Genomic DNA, 20500 nt, shown 5'->3' with positions numbered 1-20500 from the left:
GATAACAATGGAAATAAACAAGAATACCCTAACTGAGTTCCGTAGAGACTTTAAAGAAGCTGTCGCAAGCCTTGAAGAAAAATATGGTGTGACCATCTCTCTTGGCAGCATCTCATATTCCGAAAATGACTTCACCAGCAAACTTACCGTAAATAACGGTCATGACAAGGATGATATCGCTCAAAGGGAATTCGACCGTGATGTATGGAAGTATACCCACCTTGGTCTTGGGAAAGGCATGTATAAAAGGATCTTCGTTGGCCTCGATGGCAACAAATATGCCCTTCTCGGATTTAATACAAAAGCCCCCAAGTATCCGCTCATCATCCGGAACATACGCGAAAGTACCGTTGTCAGAGCACCTGAGGGCTTTATAAAAGAGCTTACAAACGAGTATTACGCTGAAAACTTCCTGCTATAAATTGCATCCATGCTTTTATAATCAGTCCTGCAATAATACTGCCGGTTCCTCAGGAAGCCATGTGATCTTGTCAAACCAGGCATCCTCATCTTTATAAACATGTGTAAAATCTATGATATCCCCATATTCATCAGGGAAAAGATCTGAACAGTATCTGGTATACATATGATGAGGAACAACTCCTACATAATCTGATCCATCAAAACTTGCCACCATTTCTTCAGCACTTCCAATGATTACCGGAAGTCCTGCATCTGATAACGCAAGATAAAAGCTTATTGACTCAAACTGTCTGTGAACGCCGACTATATAAAAGTAATACCCTGCCTTCTTGATCTTTTCCTGATACTCTTCCTCTGTAATCTCGCCTCCTCGTAAATCCCATTCAAGATCACGTTTATCATTGCAGACATACAGCTCCATGTGTGTGCTGTTGCCGCCGGGGACAACTTCCCATGGATGACCACCTTGCTGCTCTCTGTTGTAATACCACTCATCCCAGGCTTTAGGATCTTCAAAATCTATTCCCGGACCCTCATTAAGACCATGGCCCTTACCCGTCAGGCCTTCGTCCCTTCCATCCGAAAAACGCATATACATCTCTGATAATGAGAATCTACTGGTGTCTTTTCCTATTGCATCATATCCCAGTTTGCATGCCTTGAAGAAATCATTGGCAGTAAATTCTTTGATTCGCCCGATTCTATTCAGATCATTTACACCGGAACTGATCATTTCCCTAAACCGACTCACAGCTTCTTCAGATAATCCATCATAAGCATATTCCTTAGTTTCCGGATCAGTGCTCCAGATATCAGAACGCTTTACCACGCCTGTACGGAATTCATATGGAAGCTCTTTTTCGACAAGATCATTATATTTTCCTTCCTTAAGAAGGCTCATGGCCTCCTTTACTGCCGGTATTATAAGCTCACAAAGCTTCATTGCTGCCTCTTGAGCGTAATATCCTCTTCCTTCAAACACTACGTCATCCATGGATGCCGCGATGATTCTCTCATTTCCCAAATCCATGCCATAATAACTAAGTTCACCATTCCTATCGAGGCACCAGGCAACAACAAGCTCATACCAGATATACTCATCCGGGTAATCATTATTCCAACGCTGCTCATATTCCTCATAGGTTTCTACATCACCATAAAGCTTCATATCTTCAAAGCTGTCGTAGTCATCAATCGTACCTCGCGGAATCCTAAGCCACAGCGCCTTCACATCACTATTCTTCCTGATTGGTGCCAGCGGCTTTAGTATTTCAAATATTGGTTTCATGGCGGCAAATAATTCCGGAGTCGACTTTCTGGCATTGATTAAATCCCTGCTGTCAAAATAGCGAATAAGACTGTCAATGTCCGGTGCCACCAGTTTATATTGTTTATCATCATCTTCAAAAAACATAATTCTTCACTGCTCCTCAGCTTCTGAATAAGACCTTCCTTCAGTATCTACAATATATAGTTTCTGATTACCATAAGCACTGCCGTCAGAGTATGTCGAGAAAAGATCCAAAGACAATACTCCACCCAGGTTGAGTGGTTCCTCCACTGGAGTGTGCCCAACTACCTGGTAAAAAATGTCATCCCTGAACATCCTGTAAAAATCATTTTGAGGTCTTGCCCAGATTGGCGAACTGTTTCTCCATAACTGATCCTTTTTCATATGATTAATTTTTGTGATAATCTCATCTATATCTTTGATATGATATCCACATGCATGAAGCACAAAAGTCTCAGTAAGTCCTGCATGACTGAAAAGAGTATTTTCAATCTTATGCACGAATCTGTAGCGATCCTCCAGCACACGCTCCAGCTTGGTAATCCCTTCAATAACTGTTTCCCTTGCTTGTATTGAATAACCTGATTCCATAGCATCCCAAAGATATGAAACATCATGATTTCCATAACACCACAGGGATTTGTCATGAGTTTTCCCAAACTCTGCAGCCCTGTCCAATGTCTCCCTATAAACATCGAGGTCATTTCCTCTATTCCAATCGTCTACAAGGTCTCCAAGAATTACGATGTCATCATAAGAATCCCGAGTTACTTTATCTGCTTTATCAAAAATCCAGGGCTTTAAATGCACATCTGGAATAACCAACACTCTGCTCATTTCTAATGTCTCTCAATCAAACAATAATTCTTCTTCACTGCTGCCGGAACTATCAGATCATCCATGCTGACTCCCAATAATCCGCTAAGAATATACAGGTTCTCTATTACAAGAAAAGTTCCTTTGTGTCTCCACTTATTTACAGCCTGCGGTGTAATTCCCATCTTCTCCGCTATCGTCTTATCTTTTAATCCCTTTTTCTTGATAAGCTCGCATATTCTTTTCTTTGTAGCTTCCATGTCTATACCTGCAGATCTGTCAGGTTCCTCCCAGGAAGCAAAATAATCTAAAGCATTATGAGCTTCAATAATTCCGCATCTTTCCAAAATATCCTTAAGCTGGTCATAACTACACTTAATCATCCCAGAATCTCCTTAACCTCTTTCAAGACTAAAACAACATGGAGCTTCACATATTATTGTAATGATAAAGCGCACCATTGTCAGTTAACTCGTGGTTGATAAATTGGCAAAACAGCCCCTTTCATTATGATCAGGAGCTGTCTATAAATGAAAATAGTGGGCAGGGTGAGACTCGAACTCACGCCGTTTCTGTTGTCAGGGTTTTACAGACCCCTGCCTTCGCCGCTAGGCTACCTACCCATGGGGTGACCACCGAGAATCGAACCCGGATATGCGGAACCACAATCCGCCGTACTAACCGTTGTACTATGGCCACAGTGATCCCCACCGGACTTGAACCGAGTATCCCAGCCTTGAAAGGGCTGTGTCCTAACCTTTAGACTAGGGGACCATGCGCGGAACTGCTTTACCCTCAGTCCCGCAATTTATTTTGTTTTCATGCGCTTATCTGCGCCTTCATGCCAGTATCTACTACAATAATGTCATCTATTGAAACTCCAAATACCGCAGATAACACAACCAAATTGTCAACTGTTGGCAAAGCTAACCCTCTCTGCCACTTGTATACAGCATTCGGGGTTCCAAATCCGAATACATCCTGTAAATCCTTTACGGACATCCCCGCTGCTGTTCTTAAATCTGAAATTCTCTGCCCTGTTGCGACCATGTTGATCGCAGGAATATTTGTAAACATCGTTTTTCTCCTTCTTCCTGTTATCAGCGGTACTTCATGAGCTGATGGGCCTGGAGGGGCGCACAGCATCCGGGGGATGCTGGCTTTGCGCGGACCGAAGTGAAACGCAGATCGAACCCTCATGCCTTGCGACGTCTGTCTACACTCCGTTCCGGTCGGCTCAGGGCAAGCGTCCACTGGACGCTTTGAGCCCTAAGTCAGGTGCGTATTCCATTTTCGCCACAAGCCCTTATTGCATAAAAAATACCGCTTACCCTGTCCTTCACAAGATAAGCGGCATATATGTCTGGTATTATCCCAAAACGGTTATATCTCCATACAGCTCATTCGCTTTAAGTTATCTTGATGTGGACGCATTCTATTAAAGCCCTGCTCATATCCGTGCAGTGCATAGAGTCGTTCACTATGATAACTTCTAAATGTAACTGTAAACATCGCTTAATCCTTTCCGGGCATCGCCCTGTTTCTTTCCTTTGTTGTACTCATAATAACATGGTTACAAATGTAATGCATCATACCACTAGTATAATAATCAATCATCCTCGTCCCAATCTCCCATAGCCCAAAGCCAGGCTTCCTTATCGGCTCGATCGCGCTCAAGTTCTTCCTGCCTACGATAGAATTCTTTCTTTTCAGAACGGGACATATTCTTTGTAAGCTTCTCTATTTCACGATCTGTTAACCTGACATCATGTTCATCATCACTTGAAAACAATCCAAATATACCCATATGTACCACCTTTCACGAATCCAACCTCTTTTGTAAAGAGAGTTTCTTTTCCTTTTCGCCTATTTTGTTCAAGGATTCCTGTAATAATTCTGTTAAAAGTATCAGCACCAACATCAATACTGCCATAAATCCTGACAATAGTTTTAGTAAACATATCTTTATATTCCTAACAATCTTTGTCCTATTATCTTTTAAATATTTCCAAATGCAATAAATAATACTCAGCATTAGGATTATAAAAGTTTCCATAACATCACGCCCCTTTCAGTATGATGTTATCAATCAATATCTCCATAAAATCCCGGCATTGTGTACCCATCTTCTCCCTCAGGTAATCCTATTACATGAAGCTCATCAGCATCATATACCCAGCCTTTACCGGCTCCAGAATATCCTGATGAATAAGATCCATCCACGTCTCCATAATAACCGGGTTTTGTATAGCCATTAGAGCCTTCAGGAAGACCTATTACATGCAGTTCATCCGATGAATAAACCCATCCTTTGCCCTGGGTGGTTGCTGAACTGGATCCGCTTTCTGTATTATTGCTTGAGCTACTAGATTTATGATTGGGCTTTCTTGTACTATTCGGTCCATCAAGTGCATCTATTGCTTCCTGTGTCAGATTCCCTGCTTCTTCAAGCTCGTCCAGATATTTCTGACACATTTCATACTGTCGTCTTTGATACCTCTCCTGTCTGGTCTCTGCATGGGCAGTTATTCCTACCATCGTTACTACAATTCCTAAAGCAAAAAAAGTTGAAAATGCAATCAAAGTTTTTTTCATCATAGTTAATACCTACCTTTCAATGATGTAAAAATTGCATCCCCAACAAACTTTTTTCAAATCCCAAACCTTATTTTGTTTTCTATGATTACACTATAACTCTTTTGCTGTCCAATAATCCTCTCTTCATTGTAGAACAATTGTTCTTGCACTTCTAATCAGTTTGTCCTAATCAGTTTGTATCGTCATGTCCTCCAAATCATAACATCTTCGATCCATAGAATCGAAGAATCTAGATTTTTTATTCTTATTACAAGTAATATTCAGTGTTACACGTGCTCTTGTCATAGCCACATAAGCACGGTTTCTTTCCTTTATCAAAAATTCTCTTTTTTCATCCTCAAGTTTCGGGCTATATCCATATGGAAAATTGCCCTCATTAAACTGCGGAATAATTACTCTAAAAAACTCCATTCCCTTTGCACTATGTGTTGTCACTATCTTTACACCAGGCTTTGTAATATCAAAATCACCATCCCTTTTAATTATTTCCTTTGGGATACCTGCATCTGTCATCCAAGAAGCATATACATCCAATTGTGTTTTTTTTGCAGCAAGGATACCAATCGAAATCTCATCGCTCTCCTTAAGCCACGCTCTTATTATACGAATAACGTACTCTTTCTCCTCTTGCAAAGAATTAAACATTGCCACAGTTGGAGGTGTTCCCAACATTTTAGGTATTTCTCTAAGACTGATATCATCCTCATCATCCATAAAGTCATCATCATTTTTTGCCCGGAGTGACTCAGCGAGAGCTTCTATCTGCATGGTTGTCCTCATCGGAGCTTCCAACTTCTTTGTTGTACTGCTTATACCAAGCTGCTTTGTTGTCCAATGCTTCCCATATAATCGCTGATTTATATCCAGCGCTACAAACATATCTTTTTTATATATCATCATGGCTGCCATCATCTGAGCAAGCGAAAGATCCTGCGCTTCATCGATAAGCACATGGTCATATTTAAAAGATTCCGGTATTCTTTCAGGATGCCGAATTATATATAATGGCAGATCCTCCCAATCAACCATTTTCTTTCTTCTTAAAATATTCATATAACAGCTGAAAATATCAAAAGCAACCTCTTTTTCCTCATCGGAAAAAACTACGTTTGTCCCACGTCCGGGTCTTTTAAGCTTTTTTAAATAGTATTCCTTATCATTTGTTGTAACATTCGATTCCTTCATCCATCGAATCTCATCTTCCCAAAAATCAGTGCTCAGCCTGTTCAGCCTATGCACTCCAGCAGCTTCCTTGTGTTCCTGTAATGCTTCCCGAACAAAGCGCCGCTTTGTCTCCTGATCACATATGCTATTTCTGTCGAGTTTCAAGGCAAGGCATATATTCTCAAAATGCGCATTTGGCGTAGTAACCTTAATATAGCCACTCTTATCACCATTAAGAGAAAGAATCTGTTTTGTCGCCCTAACCAGTGACTTATTATATGTAAAAATGATGACTTTATTATTTTTTCCAGCCTCATACTCTTCCAAATACTTTAGTGCCTTATACTGAATAACAGCACTCTTTCCTGTGCCTGCTGCGCCTTTTACCATTAAGACTTTTTCTCCGACATAATCAATGCAATCCATTTGAGCATCGGTCATCTCTATGGTTTTGTTATAGACATTTAAGAATTTTTCTCCCATATCAGCACCTCAAAAGTCAGAAAAGTCATAGTTATCCTGTTCTTTTAATTCTTCCTTTTGCTTCTTGATTTCTTCCGTTGTCATTCCGGTTCCACGATCTGCAATACGTGGAATTTTCGGATTTATTCCATTAGTTTCCGATACCCAGGCTTTATTAACCTTATCCCAAAAATCACGCTTTACCATAGATCTTCTCCTTATCCCTTGGGAACAACGCATACTTGCACCACTCTACATTAGGGCAATAAGAACACGGATGGCTTTTGGACATATGGCCTTCAGAAATATAACTCGCTGATGGTTTCTTGAAGGTTATTTCCTTCTCCCCTTCGTTAGTTCCAATCTTCCCATATTCTCTGATAGCACTTTTTAATGATTTCCAATCAGGAAAATGCACTCTCAATCGTTCCTCAGAGAAATACATTCCGCCTTCTTCGTCCATTCCTGTAAGTCCATCATCATCTGACACAGTTCTATCTGTCAGGCTTTTATATATTGCTTTTTTGTCAGAGCTTTGCAATCCCGGGAAAAGCTCTGTCACATTATCAAATATTTCATCCAATCCCGATTCCTTCGAGTCAAGCAAATTTGATATTGCAACCACTAATGAATAAATAGATCTGCTCTGAATGAATTCACTTTGGAATTTTGGTCGTTCATCCAGTAAATACCCATATAGATATCTTAGTGGACAGACCATAAAATCCATCTTGGCCTCTTTAGGCACCACATTGGGAATATCCTCAGTTTTATAACAACTAACGGCTGCTTCCGATGGAGAAGTTATTTCAAACGTTTCCTTCCCTATTCTAGTACTATTTACCTTCCAAATTTTAGTATTAGTAGCCTCACTTATAAGTCCTATGTATGGGGATGCTTCTCTGCCTTTTTCATTTATTTTAGAAACCCAGGATATAGTAACTTCCTTACATTTTAATGCCGAATACATAAAATATCTGTTTGCCAAACCATGATTGTTTTTCACAGCAATCAAATTTCCCAACAATTCTTTGTGTGTTTTTTCATACAACAACTCTATTGCCCCCATGCTAAGTGGCCATGGTACTGACGCTTTTCCCCCAGGCATGCTATTACTATCACACATGCATATATGTGCCTTTCCAAATAAGTAATTAGCTGATTCTGTATGAAACATAGGATAGACAACATCTCCAACATCATTAACAATTTCACCATCATCAAACACATCATTCAAATACAATTCCAATGCACTTGCTGCATCCTCAGGGAAGCATTTGATTTTTGAAGTTGTGTCATTCTGAATCTTAAGCAAGATTCTATTTACTATCTCCCTCTCTTCAACATAAACTTCATCTGTTACATCAATCTCAGCGATTATTTTTCTCAGCTTTTTTATATGATCTGCTATCTGGATTTCTCCATCACTTGTAAATAACTCTTTTGCTATGAATAACATATGCCTGATCAATTCCATTACAACATGAGCCCGTTCCGGTAAAACCGAAAACTGGCTGTATGATCCAAGAGGGTTACCCATGACACGCTGCCATCTACTCTCTACTTCATCGTTTTTTTTCGGAATTTCTGAAAAGCTGTTCTTATGTATATCTTCTAGGACATTCATTCGCTTTCCCCACTCAGATATGCTTACGCAATCCCTAAAGAAAGGCATAAGATTGACAACATCCTCTACATATTCTTTTCCGTTGTTTCCATCCTTAGCTAACCATCCGGACGAAAAGCATTCCAATAACTTTTTCTCTGTGAGGATTATTTCATTTCTTTCTTCATCCCACATGTCATTGATACACCATATAAACTTTCCTATCGGATATGCTAATAATCTGCGTTTTCCATACTCTTCAGGGTAAAAATCCTGTAAAATCTCATTCGCTTCACTCTGATTTCCTGAATATATTCCTGATCCAACATTTCTACTCTTATAAATCCCATTCGCAAGGTCAAGCATCGAACCATATTCTATTATTACTATTTTGTTCTTAGGCTCTATACTACATCCTTCGAATATCTCTCCAGCTGGATCACTTTCATTAGTCACTTCGCTTATCCACTTATTCTCATACTTTATTCCCCAATACGTTTTTCTCCATATTTCGTTAGCAAACCCATATCTAGAATCATAAGGGAAAAGAAAAATCAGCTCTATCCCGCACTTTTCCATCAAATCCATTACTCTTTCCTGAATTGGTGTTATGTAATAAAATCCGTGGATTACTACCTTATCTATTACAGTATTCTCAGGAAGTGCGAACAAGGCAGCTAATATCTTACACATATTATCTGGGTTTTCTAATACTTTCATCTTTTTTTTGAAATCCCCAATAACAGTTTCATTTTCAAGCAAATAAATCCAAACCTCCTTTAAAAGTTGAATATCAGCATTTACGCAGTATTTCAAATCATCTGGAATAACATTTGCTTCCTCTAATATTTGAATAGAGTCAATCATCCCTCCAATATTTTTCTTGCATCCACGTAACCAATTTTTTTTAACTTCATCCTCAGATTTCTCTATCATTCGTTTCATCAATCTCGAAATTGAAGCACGCAAAAGATACTTATTTTCAGGCTTATTCCACTCTGACAGAATAATCCTTTTAAGATCATCAAATGAAGCAACACTAAAGTTTCTATCACTTTTAAAGATCCCCTGAGGTTTTCCCTTTTTATCCTTACCTTTGAGGCACCTCTTCATATCATTGGACACAACAATTTGAGGAATATTTTTCAATTCCTGCCAAAAACTACACTTATATAGATTTTCACGTTCAGTGTACGTATAGATTTTCCTTCCCATAACATTTCCTTCAATTTCCTATATAGCTAGCCCACGTATCATCCTTCGGCTGAAGCGGCAGAATAACCGTCAGTCTGTTTATGGCTCTTGTCATGGCAACATACAATATTCTGATTTCTTCACGCCTCTCCTTATCGATTTTCATATCATGAAGCTCTTCATAATATTCATTGCAGAAATTTGTACCCTCACCATTCCAACCAACTCTCTTTGTCTTTATATCAATAATTATTTCTGCTTCCTTTTTTGTATAAAGCCGTTTTCCCGTGTAAGGGATAATAATCGTGTCAAATTCAAGACCTTTTGACTTATGAGCTGTCATACACAAAACACTCTTGTAATCATTTTGGGTTCTTATGTTAGGCTCTTCTTCATCGCGATTAGTTGCTATTTGTATCCTCAAAAACTGATAAATGTCATAAAGGCTTGTTTTCCCACGACCAAAGTTTTCATGTATTATCTCCATGAGCTTATATATATTTGCTTTATATTGTGCTGCGCGAATTGAGACCATCGTTTCTTTTCGTTTCTCGTCCCAGTCCTCATCATTTGCCGCCTTTTTTAACTGCGCAATATAGTTATAGATGTAATTCGGATCTTTCTTCTTTTTCTTTGAATCATCTTTCTTTTCACTCGATTCATCATCTTCCAAGTTATCCGACTCATTTAATTCCTCACTCACATCCACATTTTCTTCAGTAGGCTCTCCCTCCTCGGCATATATTTCATCACTGGTTTCCAAATTCCCATGATTGTTTTTCATGAGTTCGTCTAGTATAGATGAATCTTCCAAAATATGTTTCAGAACAGATATTACAGGCCTCAGCCTCATCTCTTTTCTATACTTTTCCCAATCTGTTTTATCCAGAAAGCCCTTCAGATAGGCATGAATCTTATCCCTATCACCATTTAATTCTTCAATAAACTTAAGGTCTATCATTCCCGTATAGCCAGCGTATGGCGTCAATAGATAATTAAAGATATGCTTAGGATCATTCTCAAACATATACGAGCAGATAAGCGCATAAAAATCACGCACTGCTTCACTTTTATAAAAGCAGCCTTCCCTTCTAACCACGCACGGTATCTTATTTTTCCGAAGCAGCATCGATAACTCATCTAACTGGTTATTTGTTCTTGTGAGCAGCACAACCCTGTCTTTTTCACTTGGTTCTTTTCCCGATTCCTCAATACGTTTAACAAGATTATCAAGGGCGTCCCATGTGATGTTAGCAATCTCTTCCCCTGAAGGCTGCGTAGGATCATTATTCCTTGATTTTCCCTTCATTGCATCCAGCACCTGTGCATCTTCTTCATTTTCTTCATATACTATGTTTGATAAACTCTTAGGTTTCATGCAATGGTAAACTTCTATCTTTTCGTCTAATCCTGAATTTAAAGGAACTACCGGATTATCATATTTTAAAAGTCCTGCTTTTCCCCAGGCTCTAAAGTACTTATCCATAGAATCCATCAGTTCCTTCGAAGTTCTATAATTGTTCTTCAGAGAATAATTCCTAAATCCGTTTTTATCGATTTCAAGCAGCCTTTCGCTAAAAGTGTCGAAAGCTTCATCATTAGCACCACGAAACCCGTATATACTCTGCTTTACGTCACCGACAACAAAAAGTCTTGTATTTGTCAGTTTAACCAGTAGCATAGCAACCGCAATCTGTGAAAGATCCGTATCCTGAAACTCATCAATAAACAGATATTTCATATTCAAACGTAGCATGCCTGTATCATCTTCTTTGTCTGCTGCCTTATCTTTATCTTCAGCATAACCCTCTAACACTACCTGCAAATCTCTGATAATATCGCTCAATGAAATCGCATCCATTTTCCGTTTTATTTCAAAGAACTTATCATCAATTTCCGGTATTGTTTCTTTTATAAACTCCGAAAACCGCTCTGACTCAGCATTTACAAAATTTTCGCCCCACAACATATTATGAATATCATTATGAGACACCCCTATCTTCGCAAACTGGTCCCAATATTTTTCAGCCAATGCTTTTGTCTGATATAAGGACTCTCCTACCTTCTCCTCTATGGTTTCTGATTCTTCTGTTCTGCTATTAATAACCTCAGATATAAGTTTGTGCTTTTCCAGTGATAACCCCTTAATTGAAAGATTTTCTGTAAATCCCTTATTTATGCCATTCTGTCTTAGCATTAAATAGCAAAAACTATGAATAGTACTAATCTGCATCTGAGATTGCTCTTCAACCCATTTAAAGTATTTAATGTTTCCAGTAAGATGGTAACGGGTCAATAACGCCTTCTGTAATCTACGATTCATTTCTTCCGTTGCATCATTAGTAAATGTAATCATATATATGTCATACATATGAAAATCCGGCACTGTGTGCATCAGAAACATGATCCTATCAATCATTACCGTAGTTTTCCCTGTTCCTGCACTTGCCTGAACCACAATATGCTCATCTGCTTTGCTATGTTCAACCCTATATTGAGCGGCATTAAAAAATGGGCACGCTGACTCAAGCCTATCAATCAGGCCAGATTCATCGTTCCCATCAATAATAATTCCGGTATTTCCACAGCAAACATATACCTGAAGCAAATATGCATCAATATATACCTTATACTTTTCTTTTATCTTTTCACATGATTTATTATCCCCAAACCACAAGACTTTAATTCCGTATTCGAGCCATTTCCCAATCTTATCAATAAAGTCATTTTCGCTTTTTCCGCTTATGAGGACGGAGTATTTAGCCCCCATTTCATGAGTGATATCATCATCATATTTTATGCTGCCACCTATTGGCAGTATATTTGTTTTATCATCAGTTTTTTTCTTCTCGGATTGAACAACAGCCTCTGCTTCTTTGTTTTCCACTTCTGCCACCATTCCTTTGATGCAATATTCCAAAATGTATAAACAATTGTGAATTTTCCCCACAAAAAACAAAGGGGAGACCACGTCTCCCCAATTCATTATACAGCACCTAATATTGCAATATATGAGAAAAATATAGAATATAGATTAAATCTTTATAAACCGGATACTTTCATAGGCACCTTTTGCCAATCACATTGACCCATTTCTCTTCTTCTCTTCCAGGCCTTGAATCTGTGCCAACAATATTGCTTACGATCTCAAATCCAGCATCCTCAAATACTGGAATTACGCTACTTTCTGAAAAATCGCAAAACCGCCTGTCTCCTCGAAGCTTTATTCCCTCGCCATATTTAAAAGAAGCATATATATAACCGCTGCTCTTCAGTGCTTTATGCATCTTATTCATGACATCCGACAACACTTCTATCGGAACATGGAGTAACGAAGCGCACGCCCAAATTCCATCAAATTCATCTGAAAACTCCATATCTTCAAAGCGCATATTCAGGACTTTCTGTCCAATATACTCTGATGCTCTTTTACACATCTCTTCCGAAGCATCAAAAGATACAACTTCATATCCTGCATCTGTGAAAGCCTTACTGTCTCTCCCACTTCCACAGCCCGCATCTAGAATCTTGCCTCCATCAGGAATATAAGATAAAAAACTATTTCTCACGCCTGACATATCTGCATTAACTGAACCTTGAAAAAAACTGTCAGCATTATTGTTATAGTACTCAACATTTTTATCAATAATCATCTATACGCTTACTTTCTTTGGTGTCCAGATTTCGTTATATCCATTCTTCTGAGCCCAGTTGTAAATCATCTTTATACGACCTGCTGCCTCTGCGCGATTTATAGTATTTCTCTCAATCAAAATCTCATTACGATCTGATATCTTGTTGAGATAATCTACCTGAGCAAGCTTATCCCTCTTCTTGTTGTTGCACTCCGGACAAGCAAGAACAAAATTCCATATCTGATCATCCTTTATAAATGACCATGGAATAAAGTGATCTACTTCAACGCTTTTCTTAGTAACAGGTTTCCCACAATAAAAACATTTACTTTCAAATTCTCGGAACAGAATGTCCCTATAGTATGCAAGGCTGCTACGGGTTCTTAAAGTACTCTCATCAATCTTGCTAAGAAGGTGATCTACAACACTATCCTCATTTACTCTTTCCAAAAACTTAGCCCACTCATAATAGTTCAGCTTTTCTATAGCAACCTTATGTTTACAAACAAATTCATACATTCTCGGATTTATCTGCAACCACTCCTCATTTCTCGAAAATGAATAAAACAGGCCTCCCAAATCTGCGTACAACGCACCAACTACATTTAGCTTACACTTAGCCTTTACTCTTCGACAAATATCTTTTTTCATATCATTGGAAAGACTTTCAAATGGGATGTCTTCAAAAATCCCATATTTCTCTTTACCCAATATAAGTGCTTTTTCTAGCTCCGACTGTCTATTTAACTTTCCTGGCTTCTTTTGAAGTATATGATGCTTCAATACAAGATTCCAATAAATCTCAGCAAACTTCAGAAACAGCTGATCAAAATCAAGAATAAGTTTATCATTAGTGTTATAGAGATTGTCCAGAATCGATTTGAGGAAACCATATTTATAACTAGTATCATTAACAGACTTACTTGAAAAAAGGTATGCAAAGGAGGACCACATTTCATCATCAGAAAGTGGTCTGTCTATATATTCTGCCTCCTTTAACAAATATCCTGCTGCCATAAAACTCCTAATTCCATCATTTTGCTTCTAAATCTAGTACAACCCTTTACGAATTATGCTGTATGCCGATGGCATTGCGTTTATCACTAGTTTATCAGAAACAGCTATACACCCTTTCGGAATAAGATAATTATTCTTTTTCCACATTGCTGGATATACGTATATTTCCCTTTCTGTATTGCCAGAGACTCCCGTTATTCGACCATTTTCAAACTTAATATCAAAGTCAGCATCGATAAGTGCGGTTTCTTTTATACCTTTAACTAATACTTTCTGCTTCTCATATGAAATCGGATCTGCCATTTTTTGGTTTCTGCTCCAATCCAGCAATTCTCTTGCCAAATGACGATCTAACTTATTATGCACTCTTTGATTCCAATAATGTTTCAAACAATTATGACATGCTGTAGCACAATTGGCTTTGCAATCTAATACATGCTCTGCCTCTTTCAAAAGGTCTGTTAATCTACCTGCCAGCATAGAGCTATAACCAGCTCCACTAGATAAGCTATCAAACAGGAATATATCTACATTAACTCTTGCTCCATCATATCGAAGACGGTATCCACCTTTTAAGTCGTTAAATTCGACATCCAGGAGTTGCCCTGCCGCCAAAACCAACGCTTCTGTTAAAGTTTGACTTGCAGAATCAATCCACATTGCTTCATGACTAACATCAATCTTATCTGGATCGAGTGTTAACTCTATAAGTACCATATCTGTTAGAAACTCATGTCCCAAAAATGCATTTGCAATTCTATCAGCAGGATGTGTGCATCTAAATTTCACTCTTGGATGTCTATACGGAGGTCTTATTTTTTGCAATGCACCCACATCATCTCCTGGCACTGCAGCTCCACAGTCTTCACATATAGTGAAGCCTTCACCTTCCGGACCTTGATTCATAATAGTAAGTGGCTGATCTACCAAGCGCCCATACCTTACCATCTGATAATCTGAAGATTGCTCCATCTCATCATCCTTTATTGGCGATGCATAACTTGGTAATTCCGCATAAGACATCTCAGCCTCTGCCTCAGCTTCTCTTATACTTGTACCATCTATAGGCGCAAATCCCCATGGTTTTACCATCCTTTGCCACTTAATGGTATCTTGTCCACAAAACGGGCAAATTTTTCCCGGATCACTATTTCCAACCCAATTACAGGAGTTGTTTTTACAATAAAAAATAGACTTTATGTACTCATTACTTGAAAAATATTTTCTAGCTGGATGTTCCTTATCTTCTTCACGGAACTTGGAATGAAAATTATAAATACCACCAGATTTGTAGGTCTTCTTATTTACTACAATAAGTCTACCTGGTGCATATTCACTTATTGCCATATCCAAAGCTCTATCTGGCTCTTGCTCTATTTTCTGGCCTTTAAGATCCTCTATACAGAATCCAACTACATTTCTTGGGAATGAATAAGTTGGAAAAATGCCTTCCTCAAGAAAAACATCTAACAACTTTTTTTCATTATTATTGGAATCATAATAATCATCTTTAAAACCATCTACCTTTTTAGACAAGCCTTCAACGGCTCTTAAAAGCTGAGTTTTCCAGCTATCAATATATTCATGTTGAGTGCTAGGAACTAATATAGATAATTCCTTACCTGAAAGCTCTTTCTCGTTTATATAATTAACAAAATCTGAATAAAATCGATCAAAAAACTCAATTATTCCCATAGAATTCGCTGAAGTATTCTTTTCTTCCAAGAATTCTGACAAATAAATAACGTTTAAATGTCGATAAGTAAGTTTTGGATTATCCATATCTATTGATGGATGTCTCGGTTCTCCTGCTATTATTTTTTCAGGATTATTAAAATAGTAACTATCATGTGGCCCATTATCTGTATATGTTACTATTGTTGATATTGCTGATCCTCTTCTACCTGCTCGTCCTGCTCTCTGTTGATAGTTCTCTCTCATTGGCGGAATATTACGCAATCCCACAGCTGTTAATGATCCAATGTCAATTCCTACTTCCATCGTGGTAGTACAGCTAAGTACATCTACAGGTCCATTATCATCAATATATACATTCTGGAATCTCAATTCATATTCTTCAGTTGTAGACCACATATCGATACGTTGATCCTTATGTGAAAGCTGAGCTGTATGTTCTTCAGTATTAATTCTTGTCATCAGCGCATCTCGTTTACCTTCGACTGCGTCTAGAATAGGCTGTCTCCAAAACTCTAATCCCTTGAATTCATTTTCCTTCATTACATTTGGAGCTCCTTCTCCACACCAAACGCATTTCCCCCATAATGTATAAGGAAAAACTCTTCCACAATTAGGGCACTTATACCAGTCATGATCAGCATCAAAATTAAGAGAAATAAGCTGAGGGTTAAGATACAAATTCTCATTATCATCATTTCCCTTCGTTGTAAACTGCAATAGACCTGTAAGTATGTATTTATGCTTGGTTTCATCTATTCCATTTTCTTCAAGAATACTTGCAAACCTCTTCGGCAACTTAGCCTCCGGGTCAATTCCAAATCTCGGGACATTAGTCACACTTCTTCTAACATTTTTGCTAATACTCTGATCATAAGCGTAACTATCAGTAAGCACTTCAGCCGACCACGCTGCAAAAAAAGCACAAAATGACTCCGGAGTCATCAAAATATTCTGAGACTCTAAATCATAAAGAACATCATCTATCATATCTTCATTACATGGTTGCACCCAACATAATCCCAAATCTGTAAAGGATCTGAAATTACTGCAGAGTATTTTTAATAAATACCTAGAATATAGCTCCGGAACCGTTGCAAAACTACGACGCTTCAAATCCTGATAATCTAAACTGTTCCTTCTTCCTCTCCTTTGCATTCTCTCAAGAGCTCTTTTCATAGCCTGCAGATGTTCATGAAGATCTTTCTCGTCACTACCATAGAAAAATCTAAGCTTGTTATCTAACGCCACCTTTAAAAACGAAACATATAATAACTCCATAGATGCTTCTTTATGTTCTGCATGAGCCCATTCTTCTAATTCTTTCGCAGCCACTGTGATAGCTTTTCTCATAGCATCTTCATCTGCAACAGATGTTAATTCTTTAGCCAAGGTAGCCGCTCGTTGCCTGCTATCGGAAAAAAGCAATACTTTTCTCCCTGCATTTGGTGTTAATTCCAACTTTTCAGGATCTGTAATCACTGGCGGTTGTATCATTAACTGCTCAGATACAAGATGGAAAAATGGCTCATTTCCTTTTGTAGAGAAATCCGTGACATGTAGATGCATTTTCTTACATTTTGGGCATGTAGAAAACGAGTAAATCTTATCATCTTTTGACAATGGCTTACTCGAATAAGCAACATGTAAATAATGTGGATGCCCGGCATTTGAATCACTCGTTTCTAACCTGCCGGCTATAGAATTAATCCATCCCGTTTTTAAATCTTTCTTTGCCTTAACTGGTAAGTCATCAGGGATTATATAATAATGAACTTCTTTTAGATTTTGAGATATATTCACCCCTTTCTTATTCCATACAAACTGTGCAGCAGGCTCATCCTCATCAATAAACCCCCGCAAGAAAATAGCTCCACATGACCTATCGTTAAGTAGTTCATATATTTTCCCACCACAGCTACAAACATCATCGTGTTTTCCAATATATACTTTCCCTAGTGGAAGTCGAGATGAATGATTTTTCTTGCTACAATTCGGATTTGAACAAGCATATATTCCTGAAATCCCCCTAAACATCATATGCAATCTTGACGGAAACAATACTTGTCCGGCTTTACTTTTCGCCAAAGGCGCAATTGCCAGCAAAACACTTACCGCCTTTTGGGCGATATCTTTATCAACATCTGGGAATACATCATATGCCAATTTATGGAAAGAATATGCATTTCCTCGGCACAACTTCATAATTTTTAGTAATGGCTTTACTTTTGTTAGTTCGCTATAAAGCCAGTTATATGTTATTTCCTCATTATCAAAATCACATGATGAAGTATCCAACCCCAGTACGCCGGCAATTTCTTTTATTATTAAAAGTTTCTTTTCATCATGTAGCTCATCCACATCAATCTTTGCCAAAGCTACTGGATCAACATCTATACTGTTATCAAGAATAATAGGTTCTTTTTTTCCTGTAATAATGGTTATAGAATCGCGATATTCCCAATCCTGTGCTGTCAGATCGCAAATAAATTTTTTTACCTTCTCTTCTTCATCTTGGGGAATGCTTGCACTTGTTAAAATAAATTGAACTTTATTTCTATCCACTTCAAGTTTATCAAGAAAACGTCTAATCAGTAATGCAACTTCTCCTCCAGAAGCTCCCCTATACATATGAGCCTCATCTATAATGAATAAAAGTGTATTCTCTTTGTCAGAATTTAACCATTCCTTTGTATTCTCCCATATGCTTTGTTCCTCTTGACGCATAAGCATATATTCTAGCATTGAATAGTTTGTAATTAGAATATCTGGTGTATTCTGTTGCATTTCAAATCTGGTAATTAACTCTGCATCGCGCTTATCTGTTATATGCTGTCCCTCTATAAGACCATCTGCAAATCTCTCAATATCATATTTTGCTGGGTATTTACCCATTTTCTTTAACTGTTCTAGTGTCTCATCATCCCTCTCTATTAGATTATCTCTAAGAGTTTGTGCTAGTTTTACGTCTTGTTGTCGCTGATTCTCACCTGCATATGGTGTTCTTCCCGTGTACATTCCGAATTGCGGTCTCCTTGCTGAACCGGCACATTCTTTAAACATGGTCATAAACTCATCTGTACCTATCATTCGCCGCAAACGACCTATCTGATCTGCAACAAGAGCGTTCATGGGATATAGCATCATTGCTCGCACCCCTCGTTTATCCCAAGTTGCTGGAGTCGATGAAGCCTCATTAACCAGTTTTGTTATCATTGGCCACATAAAACATTCTGTTTTTCCAGAACCTGTTCCAGTCGCAACGAATAAATCTTTATGGTTATAAAAATTTTCAACTGCTTCTATCTGATGACAATATGGAGATTTATACACACCTAGCTTATTACTTGTCATCTTTTCGAGTATTTTCTTAATATTACGTGGAATAGCCATACTATTAGCTAAACCGTCTTTAACTGACATATAAGCAGGATTTGCTTCGATATATGGTTCTTTCCATAGCACGCCCTGCGCTTCTAACTCTTCCTTACACAAATCCCTTAAATCATCGTTTTTTCCAAAATAAGCTGTTTCTACATAGTTAATGAGTCTATTCTTTAACGCTTCATGTGTGTTGCTTATACTATACTCATCCATTAGAATTTCTCCTTAAGAATTATTCCTAACTCATTTGATAATAGTTCCGAGACCTGATCCCACATTTTAAAAGGGACAATATAATTAAGCTTATCTGTTAGATAATTAGCTGGCCAACAGTATGTAGTCAAATATCGCTCTTCCCTTAGTGGTAATCTACAATACATAGTGAGTAATATAACTTGATTCCTATATATATATGATGCCCTCATAGGGTTATTATGTCGCTGTCGTAACGCCAAAATAATACGTCGTTCCTCTTTTAGTTCCGTCAAAATTGGTGACAACGGAGCGGAATACCACTCACCATCATCGTATTTTAGCAACCAATATTCGTGCATACCATTAAAGAGTGACAATCTCCCTAAATGATCAGAAATAGCTTTGTTTTTACGGTCTGACCATGATTGATACGGAGCTTTAATTGATGTTACATCAAATATTTCATAGTCATTTATATTTCCACATATATTCCATTTTGCTGTTTTATAAATCCAATTTAGAAAATCAGATAATACTATTTTTTCCTTATTCTCATTATCTTCATTAGAGTTTTGTATCCGAGTGAGCCCTACAAACTCACATATATCTTTATTCTCTGATATGCCAACAATACGTTTTAAAGACATTCCACAAGGAGTCTTTTTGTACTCTGGTATCGTTATCCGGGAATTATCATTTACTTCGACAAGCTCCCCCGTTAACAGCATATTTTCTCGTATAATCCTTACTGCGTCCTCAATACTCTCGATACCTTCTTGGTATATCCATGTTTGATATTCCGGAATGCTCTCACTAATTGCGTATAATATCTCTTTCCCGCGACTAAGAATATACTGTTTACTCTTGTAGTGACTATCTATGTTGTTATCCTGTGTTAAATAGCGAAACCAATGCGCTGTTGCAGAATAAGCCAGCCTACAGTAATACTTTTCACGGCTTTCTCCTTGATATGGGTATATTCTCATATCTTTTGCCATTGTATCAATCAAATTACTCATA

16 protein-coding genes and 3 tRNA genes are annotated in these 20500 nt (G+C 38.0%); 1 reads left to right on the top strand and 18 read right to left on the bottom strand.

The window, feature by feature from the left end; genetic code table 11:
* Positions 1-7: 7 nt before the first annotated feature.
* The gene (locus BLR42_RS13510; protein WP_091870141.1) at positions 8-421 is read left to right on the top strand and encodes a hypothetical protein; all 414 of its coding nucleotides are present in this window, start codon (positions 8-10) and stop codon (positions 419-421) included.
* A gap of 21 nt (positions 422-442) precedes the next feature.
* Here the strand turns inward: BLR42_RS13510 and BLR42_RS13505 are convergent, their stop codons facing one another.
* The 18 genes from BLR42_RS13505 to BLR42_RS13425 all read right to left on the bottom strand — a co-directional run bounded on the left by BLR42_RS13505 (position 443) and on the right by BLR42_RS13425 (position 20499).
* Positions 443-1837 (bottom strand): hypothetical protein, encoded by a 1395-nt coding sequence (locus BLR42_RS13505; protein WP_091870138.1) that lies wholly within the window; start codon positions 1835-1837, stop codon positions 443-445.
* Between the two features lie 6 nt (positions 1838-1843).
* Positions 1844-2551, bottom strand: a complete 708-nt coding sequence (locus BLR42_RS13500) for a metallophosphoesterase family protein (RefSeq protein ID WP_091870135.1) — start codon at positions 2549-2551, stop codon at positions 1844-1846.
* A 2-nt stretch (positions 2552-2553) separates the two neighbouring features.
* Positions 2554-2913 carry a helix-turn-helix domain-containing protein gene (locus BLR42_RS13495; protein ID WP_091870132.1) on the bottom strand — a complete coding sequence of 120 codons (360 nt, stop codon included), beginning with the start codon at positions 2911-2913 and terminating at the stop codon, positions 2554-2556.
* A gap of 157 nt (positions 2914-3070) precedes the next feature.
* Positions 3071-3153 (bottom strand) — tRNA-Tyr (locus BLR42_RS13490).
* A gap of 1 nt (position 3154) precedes the next feature.
* A tRNA-His gene (locus tag BLR42_RS13485) sits at positions 3155-3229 on the bottom strand.
* A gap of 2 nt (positions 3230-3231) precedes the next feature.
* Positions 3232-3304: transfer RNA gene (locus tag BLR42_RS13480), tRNA-Glu, on the bottom strand.
* 45 nt (positions 3305-3349) lie between these two features.
* Positions 3350-3607, bottom strand: a complete 258-nt coding sequence (locus BLR42_RS13475) for a helix-turn-helix domain-containing protein (RefSeq protein WP_242879331.1) — start codon at positions 3605-3607, stop codon at positions 3350-3352.
* A gap of 532 nt (positions 3608-4139) precedes the next feature.
* Positions 4140-4337, bottom strand: a complete 198-nt coding sequence (locus tag BLR42_RS13470; protein WP_091870130.1) for a hypothetical protein — start codon at positions 4335-4337, stop codon at positions 4140-4142.
* Complete coding sequence (locus BLR42_RS22365) at positions 4309-4491, bottom strand: hypothetical protein (RefSeq protein ID WP_139165162.1); 183 nt, start codon at positions 4489-4491, stop codon at positions 4309-4311. Before BLR42_RS22365 ends, BLR42_RS13470 begins: the two co-directional genes overlap by 29 nt.
* Before the next feature lie 124 nt (positions 4492-4615).
* A complete protein-coding gene (locus BLR42_RS13460; RefSeq protein WP_091870124.1) occupies positions 4616-5128 on the bottom strand; it encodes a hypothetical protein in 513 nt (170 codons plus the stop codon).
* Between the two features lie 165 nt (positions 5129-5293).
* Positions 5294-6775, bottom strand: a complete 1482-nt coding sequence (locus BLR42_RS13455; protein WP_091870122.1) for a 3'-5' exonuclease — start codon at positions 6773-6775, stop codon at positions 5294-5296.
* A 9-nt stretch (positions 6776-6784) separates the two neighbouring features.
* The gene (locus tag BLR42_RS22800) at positions 6785-6961 is read right to left on the bottom strand and encodes a hypothetical protein (RefSeq protein WP_170832774.1); all 177 of its coding nucleotides are present in this window, start codon (positions 6959-6961) and stop codon (positions 6785-6787) included.
* A complete protein-coding gene (locus tag BLR42_RS13450) occupies positions 6948-9575 on the bottom strand; it encodes a hypothetical protein (RefSeq protein ID WP_091870119.1) in 2628 nt (875 codons plus the stop codon). The genes BLR42_RS22800 and BLR42_RS13450 overlap by 14 nt, the downstream gene beginning before the upstream one ends.
* Before the next feature lie 10 nt (positions 9576-9585).
* On the bottom strand, positions 9586-12441 hold the full coding sequence (locus BLR42_RS13445; RefSeq protein WP_207648546.1) for a UvrD-helicase domain-containing protein: 2856 nt from the start codon (positions 12439-12441) through the stop codon (positions 9586-9588).
* Positions 12442-12613: 172 nt separating this feature from the next.
* Positions 12614-13207, bottom strand: coding sequence for a class I SAM-dependent methyltransferase (locus BLR42_RS13440; RefSeq protein ID WP_091870114.1), 594 nt, complete (start codon positions 13205-13207; stop codon positions 12614-12616).
* Entirely contained in the window at positions 13208-14206 is a 999-nt protein-coding gene (locus BLR42_RS13435; RefSeq protein ID WP_091870112.1) for an HNH endonuclease, read from the bottom strand.
* Positions 14207-14239: 33 nt separating this feature from the next.
* A complete protein-coding gene (locus tag BLR42_RS13430; protein ID WP_091870109.1) occupies positions 14240-19498 on the bottom strand; it encodes a DEAD/DEAH box helicase in 5259 nt (1752 codons plus the stop codon).
* Positions 19498-20499: a hypothetical protein gene (locus BLR42_RS13425; RefSeq protein WP_091870106.1), complete on the bottom strand. Its 1002-nt coding sequence runs from the start codon at positions 20497-20499 to the stop codon at positions 19498-19500. The genes BLR42_RS13430 and BLR42_RS13425 overlap by 1 nt, the downstream gene beginning before the upstream one ends.
* Position 20500 lies beyond the last annotated feature (1 nt).

The sequence above is a fragment of the Butyrivibrio sp. INlla16 genome, assembly GCF_900104155.1.
Taxonomy (GTDB): domain Bacteria; phylum Bacillota; class Clostridia; order Lachnospirales; family Lachnospiraceae; genus Butyrivibrio.
Note: the sequence above shows the minus strand (reverse complement) of the source record. Positions and strands in the feature narration are given on the sequence as shown.